We start from the raw sequence: 14,616 nt of genomic DNA, 5'->3' as shown, positions 1-14,616 counted from the left end.
GGTTCAATTCGGAGGTAGGCATGATCGTCAACATCCTGCGGTTCAGCTTCAAGGACGGGACCAGCGAAGAAAGCAAGGAGACCGTGCTGGCCGCGATGCGGCGCACGGCTTCGGTGGAGTCGGTGTCGTTCTCCACGGTGGGACAGGACATCGGGGACCCGGCGGAGGGGTTCACGCACACCTATCTCGCCGGGATCGCCGACCTGGCCGCGCTGGAGCGGTACATGCACGACCCGGTGCACCTGTCCGGGGACTGGGAGATCCTGCCGCACATCCAGCGCATGTCCGCGGTCCGGCTCTCCGACGACCTCGACCCGGAGCTGAGCGAGAAGGTGATGGCGCTGCACCTGGCCAAGGTCGCGAAGTACCCGGACTGGGCCCAGGCGCTAGACAGCATTCCCGAGGCGCGGATCGCTGAGAGGGCGCGCAAGTAGGGCAGGTGGATGGCCTTGCCTTACCTGCGTGCCCTCTAACGCGCGCTGAGCCTGCGGTCGCGGTGGGCTGCCATCCGGATCGGCGCGTTCGCCACGCCGTACCCGCGGTAGCCGCCGACGCGCTGCACCACTTCGAAGAACACCCGCTCCCCCGCCAGGTCGGTGTAGAAGTGCAGGAATTCGCCGTGCTCGTCGCGGTCGTAGAGCACCGACTCGGCACGCAGCTCGGCCAGCAGTTCCGGGTCGAGATCGAGCCGGGCCTCGAGATCGTCGTAGTAGTTGCCGGGAATCTCCAGCAGCGGCGCGCCGAGTGCGCGCATCGCCTTCGCACTGGCGATCGCGTCGCCGGTGGCGAAGGCGATGTGCTGCGGTTCGCGCACGGCAGGGGCCCATTCCCCGCGGCGCACGAGCGCGGTGTCCAGGGTCAGCCGCACGCCCTGGTGCGCGGCGGCGCGGCTGCGGACGAGGCCGAACGGCGCGGCGAACTCCACCACGGGCTCCAGTCGCAGGCCCAGCACCGACCGGTAGAACAGGGCGGCTTCCTCGAACTGGTCGAACGGCTGGGTCAGCGCGACGTGGTCGATGCCGGTGATCCCAGCGGTGTTCGCGGTTTCCCCGGTTTCGCCGGTCAGGTCGAAGTCGGCCAGCCAGTCTTCGCTGCCGCAGAAGAACAACTCGGTGGAATCGGGGGCCGCGACCGCCTCCCGGCCGCGCGGCAACGGCTGGGCGAGGAAGGCCGCGGCCCGCCGGGCCGAGCGCTCCGGATCTTCGCTCTCGACCGCGATCGCCGTGCGTTCCCCGGTTTCGTTGACCAGCACGCGCGCGCCACCCTGCGCCCACAGGCTCACCGGCTTGCTCCGGTGGTGGCCCGCGACGCTGAACCCGAGCCCGGCGAGCACCTTCCCCACATCCTCACCGGAGGATGCGGCGAGTTCGGCGAACGCGTGCCCGTGCAGCGCCGGTGCTTCGGGGAGTTCGACCAGGCCGAGCGATTCCTGCAACGCCAGCAGCGACCGCATCGCGTCGACCGCGGTGAGCCGCGGATCGGCCTGCCGGAAGACGTCGTTGAACACCTCCAGTGACAGCGGCCCGGCGTACCCGGTGGCCAGCACGTGCCCGGTGAACGCGGTCAGGTCGAACTCGCCCTGTCCGGGGAAGAGCCGGTGGTGCCTGCTCCACTGCAGCACGTCCATCGCCAGCCGGGGCGCGTCGGCGAGCTGCACGAAGAAGATCTTTTCGCCGGGAATGGTCCGGATCGCCGCCGGATCCCCGCCGACCGAGAGAATGTGGAAGCTGTCCAGGCACAGGCCGAGCGCCGGGTGCGCGGCCCGCCGGACGATCCGCCACGAACGCTGGTAGGTGTTGACGAACCGGCCCCACGCCAGTGCTTCGTAGGCGATGCGCATTCCGCGCTCACCCGCCAGTTCGGCGAGGGCGTGCAGGTGCTCGGCGGCGAGTTCGTCGTCGTCCACCGCGTCGGGCGAGACCGAGGAGCAGACCAGCACGGTGCCGGTGCCCAGTTCGGCCATCAGGTCCAGCTTGCGCGCGGCCCGCCGGAGGTTGGCCCGGAACAGCTCCGGCGGCACCGCCTCGAAATCGCGGAACGGCTGGTAGAGATCGATCGACAGGCCCAGATCCGCGCAGTGGCGCCGGATCCCGGCCGGGGACAGGCGCGAGGCGAGCAGGTCGTTCTCGAAGATCTCGACCCCGTCGAACCCGGCGGCGGACGCGGCCGCCAGCTTGTCCTCCAGCGTGCCGGACAGGCAGACGGTGGCGATCGCGGTCCGGCGTTCGGCTCCGGTGCTAACCACGGGCGTACACCGCCTTTCCCTCGTCGGCCGCGAGTTCGCCGAAGTGCCGCAGCATGCGCTCGGTGTCCGGTTCGATGCCGGTGAACAACCGGAACGAGTCGGCCGCCTGCCGCACCACCATGCCGCCGCCGTCGAGCACCCGGCAACCGCGCGCGGCCGCGGTGCGCAGCAGTTCCGTCTCAAGTGGACGGTAGACGATGTCGGCCACCCACAGTTCCGGCCGCAGCGCCGAAGCGGGCACCGGGTTACCCGGGTACTGCGCCATGCCGGTCGGTGTCGCGTGCACCAGGCCGTCGGCGGTTTCGAGCACGTCGAGATTTCCGGCGACGGCCCGATCGGCGCCGAAACGCCGGCACAGCGCGGAAACCAGCTTCGCGGACCGGCCTTCGTCGACGTCGTGGACGTGCAGGGTGCCGGTGCCCAGTGAGAGCAGCGCGTGCGCGACGGCGGCGCCCGCGCCACCCGCGCCCAGCAGCAGCACGGTGTCCATCGCGGCGTCGGGCAGGCCGCGGCTGAGGCTGCCGGCGAAGCCGGTGCTGTCGGTGTTGTGGCCGATCGCGCGGCCGCGGTCGAAGACAACGGTGTTCACCGCGCCGAGCGCGGCGGCCTCCGGTGACAGCTCGTCGAGGTGGTCGAGCACCGACTGCTTGGCGGGATGGGTCACGTTGAGCCCGTCGAACCCGGCCAGCCGCGCGGCTTCGAACACCTCTCCGGACGGGCGGTCCAGCACGTCGAGGTCGAGGCGGCGGTACAGGTAACGCAGGCCGAGCCGGTCCGCTTCGCGCTCGTGCAGGGCCGGGCTCAGTGACGGCCCGATGCCGGAACCGATCAGTCCGATGAGATAGCTGGTCACCACAGGCCTTCCGGCGATTAATGTACTAACTGGTGAGTTCACTGTAGCGCGGGGTCCGGCACCCGGAAAGGGGGCTGGGTTAGAGTTGGTGTGGTCCGCCAACGAATCGGAGGGAGCCGGTGGCCGCACCGTCGTCCGAGGTCGAGCGGCAGCGCGACAAGGAGCGCACCCGCGCCGACATCCTCGCGGTGGCCACCAGCGAGTTCGCCGACAAGGGCTACACCGGGGCCAGGGTGGACGAGATCGCCGCCAGGACCAGCACCACCAAGCGGATGATCTACTACTACTTCGGCGGCAAGGAACAGCTCTACGTCGCCGTGCTCGAACAGGCGTATTCGGCGATCCGCGCGCTGGAGCAGCAGCTGGACGTCGACCACCTCGAGCCGGAGGACGCCATCCGCCAGCTGGCGGAGCTGACCTTCGACCACCACGAGGCCCACCCGGACTTCATCCGGCTGGTCAGCATCGAGAACATCCACCGCGCCGAGCACATCGCGCGCTCGGAGGTGCTATCGGGCCTGGCCAACCCGGCACTCGACGTGCTGACGCGCATCCTGTCCCGCGGGCGCGCCGCCGGCCGCTTCCGCACCGACGTCGACGCGCTCGACATCCACATGGTGATCAGCTCGTACTGCGTCTTCCGCCTGGCGAACCGGCACACCTTCGCCGCCATCTTCGACCGGGACCTGCTCGACCCGCAGCGGCGGGACCACCAGCGCCGCCTGCTCGGCGACCTCGTCATCAGCTACCTCACCGCGCCCGCCTGAGGCGCTCAGCGGAACGCACCCCGGCGGCGAACCTGGCCGGTGTCCGCCTCTGAGCGGAACGAGGTTCCACGGCCGCGCCCTCAAGCTCAGCGAACTTCCCCGGCCGCGGTCTTGACATCGGGGGTCCCGTTGTCCAGCCTGTGTTAACTAACTAGATGGTTCATTAACCCGCCCCCGCTGTGTCTGAGCAACGGAGCACGGACTTCAGGAGCCCAAGTGACCCCTGCACAAGGCATGCCGCGCAAAGCCGCGCTGGCCGCCTGGATCGGCAGCGCACTCGAGTACTACGACTTCTTCATCTACGGCACCGCCGCGGCACTGGTGTTCAACAAGATCTTCTTCCCGGCCTCCTCCCCCGCCGCCGGCACGCTGCTGGCGCTGGCCACCTTCGGCGTCGGCTACCTCGCGCGGCCGATCGGCGCGGTGATCCTCGGCCACGTCGGGGATCGCTTCGGGCGCAAGAAAGTCCTCGTCTTCACGCTCCTGCTGATGGGCGTGGCCACCTTCGCCGTCGGCTGCCTGCCGACCTACGGCGACGTCGGCGTACTCGCCCCGATCCTGCTGGTGGTGCTGCGGCTGCTGCAGGGCCTGTCCGCCGCCGGCGAGCAGGCCAGCGCGAACTCGATGTCACTGGAACACGCACCCGAACACCGGCGCGCCTACTACACCAGCTTCACCCTCAGCGGCACCCAGGCCGGGCAGATCCTGGCCACCGCGGTGTTCCTGCCGATCGCCGCGATGCCGGAGGAGCAGCTGCTCTCGTGGGGCTGGCGCCTGCCGTTCTGGTGCAGCGCGCTGGTCGTGGTCGTCGGCTTCGTGGTGCGGCGCAAGCTGGACGAGACGCCGGTCTTCGAACGCGCCGAAGTGGCCAAGCTGCCGGTCGCGGTGCTGTTCCGCGACCACTGGGCCGACGTGCTGCGCGTGGTCGTCGCGGCCACGATCGCCTCGGTGAGCACGATCTTCACCGTCTACGCGCTGAGCTACGCGGTGAACACCGTCGGACTGGAACGCACGCCGATGCTGTGGGTCGGCGTGCTGGCCAACGTGCTGGCGCTGGCGGCGATCCCGGCGCTGGCCGGGCTGGCCGACCGGATCGGCCGCAAGCCGGTGTTCATCGGCGGCTGCCTCGGCTGCGGCGTGCTGATCTTCCCGTACCTGTGGTCCATCTCGAGCGGGCAGTTCGCCCTGATCTTCCCGCTGGGCCTGCTGCTGTTCGGCGTGGTCTACAGCGGGGTCAACGGCGTGTGGCCCGCCTTCTACGGCGAGATGTTCAGCGCGCGGGTGCGGTTGTCCGGGATGGCGATCGGCACCCAGATCGGCTTCGCGGTGGCCGGGTTCGCGCCCAGCGTGGTCGCCGCGATCGGCTCCGGCAGGGACGACTGGCTCGGCGTGGCGATCTTCACCGCGGCGGTCTGCCTGCTCGCCGCCGGTGCCGCGGCCACCGCGCGCGAAACGCACAAGGTGCCGACCGAGCAGCTGGGGGTGAACGAAACGGGCGGGTCACCCGTAGGTAGGGGAAACACAGGCGAGCTCGGTTCCCCGGCCCCGGACGACAGGTTGCCCGATGTCATTACACCACCTGCGCACCACGACACTCGAACCCAGGCCCCTCGGCGATGACGCGCGGCACACCATCGCCTTCTACCAGCACTGGGTTCCCGACCGCACCATCCTGGAGCTGGGCGCGAACCCGGACGGCCCGGCGCGCGCGCTGGCCGCGGCCGGGTTCAACGTCTTCGTCGTCGACGACTCCCCCACGGCGATCGAGTACGCGGCGAGCATGCCGGGTGCCGAGTCCGTCTACTTCGTGCACGCCGACCTGCGGCAGGAGTGCCTGGAGGACGTCTTCGGCGCGGTACTGGTCGAACCATCGGCACTGGCTCAGCTCTACACCCTGCGCGCGCAGATCGAGCTGCTGATGACCGCCGCCGACCACATCGTCGACGACGGAGTGGTGATCATCGAAACGCCGACGATGCCGGTGCAGCTCGGGCACTACTACCGGACCGCCGAGTTCCCGCCGCTGGCGGAACTGGACATCATGGCGGGCACGGCGGACCTGCGCCTGCTGCACCGGACCGGCGGCTTCGGCGGCAGCCGGACGCTGTCGGTCTACGGCCTCGGCCTGTGACGGTGTCCGGCGGCGGTCCATGAGCGCCCCAGCTTGCCCGGAGCAGGCACGCCGTGGACCGCCCCGGCAGCCGAAGATCACCTCATTCGTCGTTCGGCGTCCTCGGCGAGTATCAGGTAGGCGCTGGCTGTCCAGGTGTACGCGCGGTCGCGTAACCCCTCACCGGTCAGGGCGTCGAAGTTCTCGGCGAAGCCCGATTTCTCACACGTGGCGCGGAAGCGCGCACTGACCTGGTCGGCGAGTTCCGCGGCGCCGCCGCGGCGCAGGCCGTCTTCGATCAGGATCGTGGCCGGCGCCCATACGGGGCCGCGCCAGTATCCGTCCGCCTCGTAGTACGGCGAGCTCGGCAGCTCGGTGGCCAGTCCGACGGAGGTCAGGTGCGCCGAGATGCCCGCGCACAGCTGATCGAACACCTGTCGAGGCAGGTACTCCCCCAGCACGACCGGCATGAGGTCGAGCAGGCTCGCGCTGGATCGAACCGTTCCGGTCCGCACGCCGCGGCTGACGAATCCGGTGCCGTCCCACAGTTCGGCCAGCATCGCGACGAGCATGTCGTCGGCTTGCTCGTCCCACCGAGCGGACGGTTCGCCCAGCTCGGCGGCCAGAGTGGCGAGTTCCTTCATCTGCAGTACAAGGAAAGCAGCGAGGTCAGCCGACTGGACGAGGCGTTCTTCGCGGAACACGGTGGAGTTGTCCCAGCCGCTGTCGTTGCCGTGTTCGTAGTGCGGAAGGTGGTGCCCGGGTGCCCGCCGGTGGTCCAGCCAGAAGGAGGTCAGGGCCGAGAGCTGCCGGTATGCCTGCCGGGCGTCGGGGAGGCCGCCGGGGAGGCGTTCGCGCAGCCGGGTGAGGGCCAAGCCGTGGATGGGTGGTTTGACGAAGTTGCGGAGCACTTCCGCGTGGGTGATCGAGTCCGGCAGTGCGCCTTCGGTGTCCTGGTGGTCGAACATCACCTGGAACTGGTCCCAGGCCAGACCCGGTGCGCCAGGGGCCAGTGCCAGTGCGTTGAAGCAGTGGTCCCAGCTCCAGACCTTGTCCATCCAGTGTTTCGACATGAGCACGGCCGGGCGGGTGACGAACCCGGCGGGATTCACCGTGGCGGACCAGATGACGTAGCAGGCCAGCTCGGCGGCCGGGGTCCGGTCGTTGCGCCAGGGCGCCACGGCGTCGGCGAATCGGGAGAAGCTGTCGCGGGCGGCGGTGACCGTGCCCGGGAAGTCCGTTGTGGACTTGACCGGTGGCCGCGCGGTGGCGAGCTCCTCGATCACCACTTCCCACGGGCCTCCGTCCTCTCCCGCGACGACCATTCGTTCGGCGACGCCGAGTTCCTGTTCCCCGGCCCGGCTGGATTGTCCTGAGAGGACAGTCACGCGAAAGCGGTGCCCGGTCTCGTAGGAGGTGAAGACGGCGGCGCCCGCGGGGTCGGCGAAGAAGTACGTGCCGGTGAACGGAGTCAGGGTGGATTGCGTGGCACTGATCCGCATTCCCATACCGGTTCCGGAGATCCGAAGGGTGTCCGGGGCCGAGAACACCGCGGCGACCCGCCTGTCCCCGGCGCTCCACGTGACCACTGCCGGTTCGGCGGTGATCACCGTGGTCGCGCGGTTCCCGTCCAGCACGGGGACGAGGGACAGCACCGGGTGCATGCCGTTGCGGTGGGACACCAGGTGCACGTCATCGGCATAGGTCGCCAGACCCACCACGGGGGAGAGACCGAACCAGGCACCGGACCGGCTGAAGGGGATTTCGTACACCGAGAACTCGGTGGCCACAATGGGTTCCTTTCAGTCCTTGACGGCGCCGGTGGTGATGCCGGCAGCGACGTAGCGCTGGGCCACCACGAGGAGCACTGTCGCGGGCACGGACGCGACCACGGCTGTGGCCATGATGGAGTTCCACTCCTGGTTGTTGTTGCCGATGTAGCGGTAGATGCCCAGGGTGAGCGGCTGCATCCGGCCGCCGGCGTCCAATGTGGCCGCGAAGACGAAATCCGACCACGCCCACAGGAACGAGAACAACGCCGCGGTCACCAGGCCGTTACGGCTGGCAGGCAGCACGATCGAAATGAACGAGCGCCACGGTCCGGCGCCGTCGATCCGGGCGGCTTGCAGCAGTTCGCCGGGCACGGACGCCATGAAGGAGGTGAGGATCAGCACGGCGAACGGCACCGCGATGGTCGAGTCGGCGAAGATCAGCCCCCACACCGTGTTGGTGATACCGAGGCTCACGTAGATGCCGTAAAAGCCCAGCGCCATGATGATGCCCGGGATCATCTGCGCGACCAGCAGGACAAAACCGAGCAGGCGCCGTCCCCGCGGGCGAAGCTTGGCCAGCGAGTACGCGGCGGGCGCGGCCAGCACCAGGGTGAGCACGACCGTGCCCAGCGCGACGAGCAAACTCGTGCCGAAGTACGGCAACTGCTCGCGCAGCACCCGCTGGTATCCCTCGGTTGTCGGCGCGGACGGGAACAGGCTGGGCGGGGACTCGCGCATGTCGCTCGCGGGGGTGAGCGAAACGTTGACCATCCAGTAGACCGGGAACAACATCACCGCGGTCAGCAGCAGGCCGACGACGGTGCGCCAGGACCAGCGCCTCATGCCGGCTCCTGCCCGCGCTGCATCCGGATGTGGAGCAGACCGGCGGCCACGGCGATCAGGATGAGCACGTTGCCCACCGCGGCGCTGGGCCCGAACCGGGGCAGCATGTTGCCGAACCCCAGCTCATAGGACCAGGTGGCCAGGGTGGTGGACGAACCGCTCGGCCCGCCCTTGGTCATGATCCAGATGATGTCGAACACCTTCAGCGTGTAGACCAGGCCGAGCAGGAGCGTGATCGCCGAGACCGGGCGCAGCATGGGGAAGGTGATGTGCCGGAAGGTCTGCCAGCCGCTCGCGCCATCCAGCGCCGAGGCTTCGTAGACCTCGCGGGGGATGTTCTGCAGTCCGCTGTAGAGCACGACCAGGTTGAACGGGATGCCGATCCAGATGTTGGCGATGGTCACCGACACCAGCGACCAGGCCGGCGAGGTCAGCCAGTTGACCGGCTCCACGCCCACGGTTCCCAGTACCGCGTTGACCAGCCCGGACTCGCTGTTGAGCAGCCACGCCCAGGTGGATGCCGACACGATCAGCGGCAGCAGCCAGGGCACCAGGAACAGTGCCCGCAGCGTCGCCGACAACCTGAAGCCGCGCGCGAAGAACACCGCCATCGCCAGGCCGATCGTGTACTGGAACGCCAGCGAGGCGACCGTGAACACGACCGTGTTGACCAGCGCCGTCCGGAAGGTCGGGTCACCGAACACCGCGGCGTAGTTGGCAAACCCGGCCAGCGGCGCACCACCGTGGACGAAGGTGCGGGCGGTGTGGTCGCGGATGCTCAGGTCGATGTTGGTGAACAGTGGGTAGGCGTAACACACCACCAGGTAGGCGACCAGGGGAACCAGGAACGCCCAGCCGGCGAGTTGCCTGGCGACGAGCTGTGACCGCACCCGCACCTACTTCGCTGACGCCGCGGCGGCTTGGGCGTCCTCGAGCGCGGACTCCGGCGTCTTCGAACCGCTGAGCGCGGCCTGCACGGCACCCCACAACGGCTGGGAGATCCGCGGGTAACGGGTACCGAGATCGTCGCCGGTGCGGCCCTTCGCCCTCTTCACCGCCTCCACCCACACGGCCAGTTCCGGTTGCGCGGCAACCTGTTGCTGCTGCACCGAAGGCACCGCCGAGACGTAGGTCAACGCGGTGTCGGTGGCCATGACCTTGTCCGGGCTGGTCAGGCAAGTGGCGATACGACCGGCCTTCGCCTCGGTGTCCTTGTTGTCCTGCGCGGTGACGGTGACGAACTCACCACCGGTGGGCGCCGGCGCGGCCGCGCCGGTCCGGCCCGGGATCGGGATGACGCCGTATTCGAAGCCGGCCTTCTCTGCGTTCCGCAGCTGCCAGGTGCCGTTCTCGGCGAAGGCGTACTCACCGGTGGCGAACTCCTGCCAGCTGGTGGTCTGGGTGTTGTTCACCACCGAATTCGGCGCGTAACCCAGATCCAGCCAGGACTTCCACAGCGACAGCGCCGAGACCGCCTCCGCCGAGGACAGGTCGGTCAAGTTCGCGCCGGCGCCCCAGAACCACGGCAGGAACTGGAAAGTACCCTCTTCGGTGCCGATCGCGGAGAACGTGATGCCCTTCTTGCCCGCTGCTTTCACCTTGACCAGTGCCGCGTCCAGAGACGCCCAGTCCCTGACCGACGCCGGGTCGACACCGGCGGCGGTGAGCACGGCCTTGTTGTAGTAGAGCGCCAAGGTGTTGGCACCGATCGGCACGCCGTAACCCTGGCCGCCCCGGACTCCGGCCGACACCAGGTTCGGCGCCACCTGCGAGGCGTCCAGCCCGACGTCCTGGTTCGCTTTGAGCACCCCCGCCTCCGCGAGGGTGGACACCACCGGGTTGTCCAGGACCAGCACCTGGGGCGCGGTGCGTTGCTGCGCGGCGAGCAGGACCTTGTTGGTCAGGTCGGTGGTGTCGTAGGCCTGGCGCTCGATCTTCACGCCAGCCTCGGCTCCGCACCTGTCGATCACCTTCGCCCACTCGGAGCCGGCGTCGAACTGCGGGTACGGGCCCCAGACCGAGAAAGTTCCCGGCGTGCCGGTGTCACCGGCGTCCGGTGCCGAAGAACATGCCGCCAGGGATACGACCAGGCCGGCCGCGGCCAGCGCCGCCGGGAATCGTCGGGAGATCGGTGCGCCCAGCATGGTGATCCTTCCTGCCGGCTTCGCTGACGACGTTCATCGAACCGGTTCGATGAGTGGAAAGCCGGGCCAACCTAAACCGGGGAACTGGCTGTGCGCAAGTAGGGATGTCATACGATGGGAATCGATCGAACCGGTTCCCAGGATGGACCGGAGACGGGAAGCGGGCATGAACATCGGGGAGATCGCCAGGCGGGCCGGGGTATCGCGGAGCACGGTGTCCTACGCCCTGAGCGGGAAACGGCCGGTGTCCACTGCGACCGTGCGCAGGATCAACGACGTCATCGCCGAACTGGGTTACCGGCCCAACGCGAGCGCCCGCGCGCTGGCCGAGGGACGCACCCGGACGTTCGGCCTGGCGATACCGCCGGCGAGCGCCCGGCTGACCAACGTCCAGCTGGAGTTCGTGGCCAGTGTCGTCGAGGCCGCCGCGGCCCACGACCACGACGTACTGCTGTCGCCAAGCGGCGGTGACCACGACCGGTCCTTCGAGCGGATCGTCACCGGGCGCCGGGTCGACGGTGTCATCCTGATGGAGATCCTGCTGGCGGATCCCCGGGTCGACCGGCTCAGCCAGGCCGGGCTGCCGTTCGTCACGATCGGTCACGTCGAGCACCCGGGGGCGTCCTCGTGGGTCGACGTCGACTACGCCGGGCTGATCAGCCGCTGCGTGCACCACCTCGCCGACCTCGGACACCAGCATGTCGTGCTGATCAACCGCTCCGACGAGCTGGTTGCCGCCGGCTACGGTCCGGCCCTGCGCTCGACGGCCGGGTTCTTCGAAGCGGCAGGCCAGTGCGGCATGACCGCGCACAACGTGTGCTGCGCTGACGAGCCCGCCGCGGGCATGGCGTGTTTCGAGCAGATCCGCGCCCGCTGGCCGGAGGTGACCGCCGCGGTGACGATCAACGAGGCCGCACTGCCCGGCGTGCAGCGCGCGCTGCACCGCGCCGCACTCGACGTACCGCGTGCCTTCTCACTCACCGGCGTGATCGCCGACCGGCTCGCCGAGGATTTCCACCCGCCACTGACCGCCGCGGACGTACCCGCCGGGGAGATGGCCCGGCTGGCCGTGGACCTGCTGCTGGAGCAGCTCAACGACCCGTCCGCCACGCCGCGCAACGCCCTGCTGGCGCCGGCGATCACCCTGCGGTCGAGCACCGGGGCCGCTCGCCGGGACTAGCTCGCCGAACCGGTTCGACACGGCTGGCTCTTGCCTTCTGGCGCTCATCACGCGTAAGTTCGATATCTCCATCGAACCGGTTCGACTCCTGCCGTCCCCGACCTGTTCGGAGTACCCATGGTTCAACGGCGAACTGTCAACAAGCTGCGTCGCGGCATCGCCGCGCTCCTCACCACCGCCGCAACCGTCATCACCCTCGCCGCGCCGGTCCGGGCCGCGAACGAGTCCATCACCGTCGACTTCTCCGTCGCCGGTGGCTCCCCCACCTACCGGGCCTCCGGATGGATCTACGGCATGACCGAGAACGCATCGGGACCCGCCGACCACTTCTACCGTGACGTGAAATTCCGGGCCATGCGTGCCGGTGGCGCACAGCTCGACAGCCCGGGCGGCTGGGTGTCGGGCCGATACGACCGCCGGTGGAACGCCACCCGCGCCCAACTGCTGCGTACCCGGTCGCTGGGCGGCGAATTCATCCTGCTCGTGCACGACCTGTGGGGCGCCGACGGCTACCCGATCTCCCGATTCCCCGGCGACAACGGCGACTGGACCGACTACGACAACTTCCTCACCCGCCTGATCGACGACGTACGGGCCACGGGCGCCCCGGTGCAATGGGACCTGTGGAACGAGCCCAACCTCGGTTTGTTCTGGAACCGCCCTCAGGCCCAGTACTTCGAACTGTGGCGACGCACGTACCAGCGCGTCCGGGCCGCCTTCCCCGCCCAGCCGATCGTCGGCCCGAGCTGCGCGTGCGTCCCGTCGACCACACACGCGTGGTGGAACCAGTACCTCGATTTCATCCGCGCCAACAACGTGATTCCGGACATCATCAGCTGGCATTCCCTGCCCGGCGACCCCGTGGCGAACGTCGCGGCGGCGAACTCCACATTGGACTCACGCGGCATCCCCCACCCGCGTCCCTATCAGATCAACGAGTACGCGGCCACCAACGAACAGAATCCCGGCGACGGCTCCTGGTACATCGCCAGGCTGGAGCGAGCCGGTGCCGACGGCCTGCGCGCTCACTGGGGAGGCGGCGCGAACCTGCACAACGACCTCGCCAACCTGCTCGTCCGCAACTCGGCGGGAGTGCACCAGCCGAAGGGCGAATGGTGGGTCTACCGCTTCTACGGCGCACAAACCGGCCAGATCGCCTCCGTCACACCCAGCCCGGCCTACGACGGGTTCGCCACGAAGGCAGCCGGAGTCGCGAAGATCCTCGTCGGCGGTGGCGGTACAACCGGCAACATCGCGGTCAACCTCCAGCGCCTGGACACCACAACCGGCATCGTGCAGAACAACCAGGTACGCGTGATCGCCCAGCGCATCCCCCACAACGGCGGCGCCGCGGTCCAGGGCCCCGAAACCATCCAGAACTCGGTCGTGACCCTGTCCGGCAACGCCACCACGGTCAACCTGCCGCACACCAACGCCGACGACACCTTCACCATCACGCTCCAGTCCCCTTCGGACAGCGGGTTCCAGTCCGTCGCCGTCGCCCAGCACTCCCAGCAGTGCCTGGACAACACCGGCTCCGGCACCGCCGACGGCAACCGGCAACAGCAGTTCCACTGCGAGGGCGGCGACCGGCAGCTGTGGAACTTCCGCCCGGTATCCGCGGTCGCCGGCACCTACACGGTGGTCAACCAGCAGTCGGGCAAGTGCCTTGACGTCAGCGGCTCCGCCACCACCGACGGGGCCGGCGTTCAGCAGCGAACCTGCCTCGGCGGAGCCGCGAACCAGGAGTTCACGCTCCGGAAGGTCACCTACCCCGGCAACAACTCGCACGACTTCCAGCTCGTTGCCCGGCACAGCGGCAAATGCGTCGACGTCAGCCAGATCTCCACCGCCGCGGGCGCCCCGATCCACCAGTGGACCTGCAATCCCGTCAACCAGGGCAGCCCGCTCAACCAGACCTGGCGGCTCTGGGGCCGCTAGTGAGGTTCAACGGATCACGTCGGGCGCTCCTGATGTGGCCAGGGCTGCCCGGGTCGGCAGGGCTTCCCAGTCTCCGGGCACGGTGCACATCAGCGCGCCCGCCTGCGCCGCGGTCCGCAGGCGGGTCACGACGTCGCGACCGGCCAGGCGCTCGGCGAGGTAGGCCCCGACGAACGCGTCGCCCGCGCCGACCGGGTCGACCAGGCTGACCGGGAACGCGGGTTGCTCGTGGGTCCGGCCATCGATCCTGGCCAGTGCTCCGTCGGCGCCGAGTTTCAGCACGGCCTCCGCCGGCCCCAGCTCGGCGAGCGCCGCGACCAGTTCGGCCGGGCTTCCGGTTTCGGTGCCCAGCAGGAGGCGCGCTTCGTCGTCACCGGCGAAGACGATGTCCGCGTCGGTGACCAGTTCGAGAAGGACCGGCCTGGCCGTTTCCGGAGTCCACAGTGCCGAGCGGTAGTTGATGTCGATCGAGACGGGGACACCCGCGGCGCGGGCGATGTCGACGGCCTTGCGCACCGCCGCCGCGGGATTGCCGCCCAGGGCGGGCGTTATCCCCGTGACGTGCAGCAGTGCGGCACCCGTGATCAGGTCGGCGTCCACGTCGCCGGGTGAGAGCCGCGCGCCGGCCCCGTGCGCCCGGTAGTACCAGACCCGGGTCGCGCCGCCCGGCGGCCGTTCCTTGAGCATGAGCCCGGTCGGCGCGGCCAGGTCCCGGCCCGGCGCGGACATCGACGCCCTCCGCGGTCAGTTCCCGGACGATC

13 protein-coding genes are annotated in these 14,616 nt (G+C 69.3%); 6 read left to right on the top strand and 7 right to left on the bottom strand.

What is annotated here, in order from left to right:
- Nucleotides 1–20 precede the first annotated feature (20 nt).
- Nucleotides 21–434, top strand: coding sequence for a Dabb family protein (locus YIM_RS19950; protein WP_153031792.1), 414 nt, complete (start codon nucleotides 21–23; stop codon nucleotides 432–434).
- Nucleotides 435–469: 35 nt separating this feature from the next.
- Here the strand turns inward: YIM_RS19950 and YIM_RS19945 are convergent, their stop codons facing one another.
- Both YIM_RS19945 and YIM_RS19940 read right to left on the bottom strand, forming a co-directional pair.
- Complete coding sequence (locus tag YIM_RS19945; RefSeq protein WP_153031791.1) at nucleotides 470–2,245, bottom strand: bifunctional sugar phosphate isomerase/epimerase/4-hydroxyphenylpyruvate dioxygenase family protein; 1,776 nt, start codon at nucleotides 2,243–2,245, stop codon at nucleotides 470–472.
- Nucleotides 2,238–3,098 carry a shikimate dehydrogenase gene (locus tag YIM_RS19940; RefSeq protein WP_153031790.1) on the bottom strand — a complete coding sequence of 287 codons (861 nt, stop codon included), beginning with the start codon at nucleotides 3,096–3,098 and terminating at the stop codon, nucleotides 2,238–2,240. Before YIM_RS19940 ends, YIM_RS19945 begins: the two co-directional genes overlap by 8 nt.
- Nucleotides 3,099–3,217: 119 nt before the next feature.
- Between YIM_RS19940 and YIM_RS19935 the strand changes: the two genes are divergently transcribed.
- The 3 genes from YIM_RS19935 (at nucleotide 3,218) to YIM_RS19925 (ending at nucleotide 5,996) form a co-directional block, all read left to right on the top strand.
- On the top strand, nucleotides 3,218–3,865 hold the full coding sequence (locus YIM_RS19935; RefSeq protein WP_153031789.1) for a TetR/AcrR family transcriptional regulator: 648 nt from the start codon (nucleotides 3,218–3,220) through the stop codon (nucleotides 3,863–3,865).
- Nucleotides 3,866–4,099: 234 nt separating this feature from the next.
- Nucleotides 4,100–5,485 carry an MFS transporter gene (locus YIM_RS19930; protein WP_153037105.1) on the top strand — a complete coding sequence of 462 codons (1,386 nt, stop codon included), beginning with the start codon at nucleotides 4,100–4,102 and terminating at the stop codon, nucleotides 5,483–5,485.
- Complete coding sequence (locus tag YIM_RS19925) at nucleotides 5,430–5,996, top strand: bifunctional 2-polyprenyl-6-hydroxyphenol methylase/3-demethylubiquinol 3-O-methyltransferase UbiG (RefSeq protein WP_153031788.1); 567 nt, start codon at nucleotides 5,430–5,432, stop codon at nucleotides 5,994–5,996. The genes YIM_RS19930 and YIM_RS19925 overlap by 56 nt, the downstream gene beginning before the upstream one ends.
- Before the next feature lie 77 nt (nucleotides 5,997–6,073).
- On the opposite strand, the gene YIM_RS19920 is transcribed toward YIM_RS19925, so the two are convergent.
- Genes YIM_RS19920 through YIM_RS19905 form a run of 4 tightly spaced genes read right to left on the bottom strand, consistent with a single transcriptional unit; the run spans nucleotide 6,074 to nucleotide 10,734 of the window.
- The gene (locus YIM_RS19920; protein ID WP_228004844.1) at nucleotides 6,074–7,765 is read right to left on the bottom strand and encodes an amylo-alpha-1,6-glucosidase; all 1,692 of its coding nucleotides are present in this window, start codon (nucleotides 7,763–7,765) and stop codon (nucleotides 6,074–6,076) included.
- Between the two features lie 12 nt (nucleotides 7,766–7,777).
- A complete protein-coding gene (locus YIM_RS19915; protein ID WP_153031786.1) occupies nucleotides 7,778–8,590 on the bottom strand; it encodes a carbohydrate ABC transporter permease in 813 nt (270 codons plus the stop codon).
- Nucleotides 8,587–9,480: a carbohydrate ABC transporter permease gene (locus YIM_RS19910; protein WP_228004843.1), complete on the bottom strand. Its 894-nt coding sequence runs from the start codon at nucleotides 9,478–9,480 to the stop codon at nucleotides 8,587–8,589. The genes YIM_RS19915 and YIM_RS19910 overlap by 4 nt, the downstream gene beginning before the upstream one ends.
- Nucleotides 9,481–9,486: 6 nt before the next feature.
- Nucleotides 9,487–10,734 carry an extracellular solute-binding protein gene (locus YIM_RS19905; protein ID WP_153031784.1) on the bottom strand — a complete coding sequence of 416 codons (1,248 nt, stop codon included), beginning with the start codon at nucleotides 10,732–10,734 and terminating at the stop codon, nucleotides 9,487–9,489.
- 142 nt (nucleotides 10,735–10,876) lie between these two features.
- Here YIM_RS19905 and YIM_RS19900 point away from each other — a divergent pair, with 142 nt between their 5' ends.
- A complete protein-coding gene (locus YIM_RS19900; protein WP_153031783.1) occupies nucleotides 10,877–11,914 on the top strand; it encodes a LacI family DNA-binding transcriptional regulator in 1,038 nt (345 codons plus the stop codon).
- 117 nt (nucleotides 11,915–12,031) lie between these two features.
- A complete protein-coding gene (locus YIM_RS19895) occupies nucleotides 12,032–13,855 on the top strand; it encodes an RICIN domain-containing protein (protein WP_153031782.1) in 1,824 nt (607 codons plus the stop codon).
- Nucleotides 13,856–13,861: 6 nt separating this feature from the next.
- Here the strand turns inward: YIM_RS19895 and YIM_RS19890 are convergent, their stop codons facing one another.
- A complete protein-coding gene (locus YIM_RS19890) occupies nucleotides 13,862–14,584 on the bottom strand; it encodes a sugar kinase (RefSeq protein ID WP_370468999.1) in 723 nt (240 codons plus the stop codon).
- Nucleotides 14,585–14,616: the final 32 nt, after the last annotated feature.

The sequence above is a fragment of the Amycolatopsis sp. YIM 10 genome (genome assembly GCF_009429145.1).
GTDB lineage: Bacteria > Actinomycetota > Actinomycetes > Mycobacteriales > Pseudonocardiaceae > Amycolatopsis.
The sequence above is the reverse complement of the archived record's forward strand: the minus strand, read 5'-3'. Positions and strand labels throughout refer to the sequence as shown.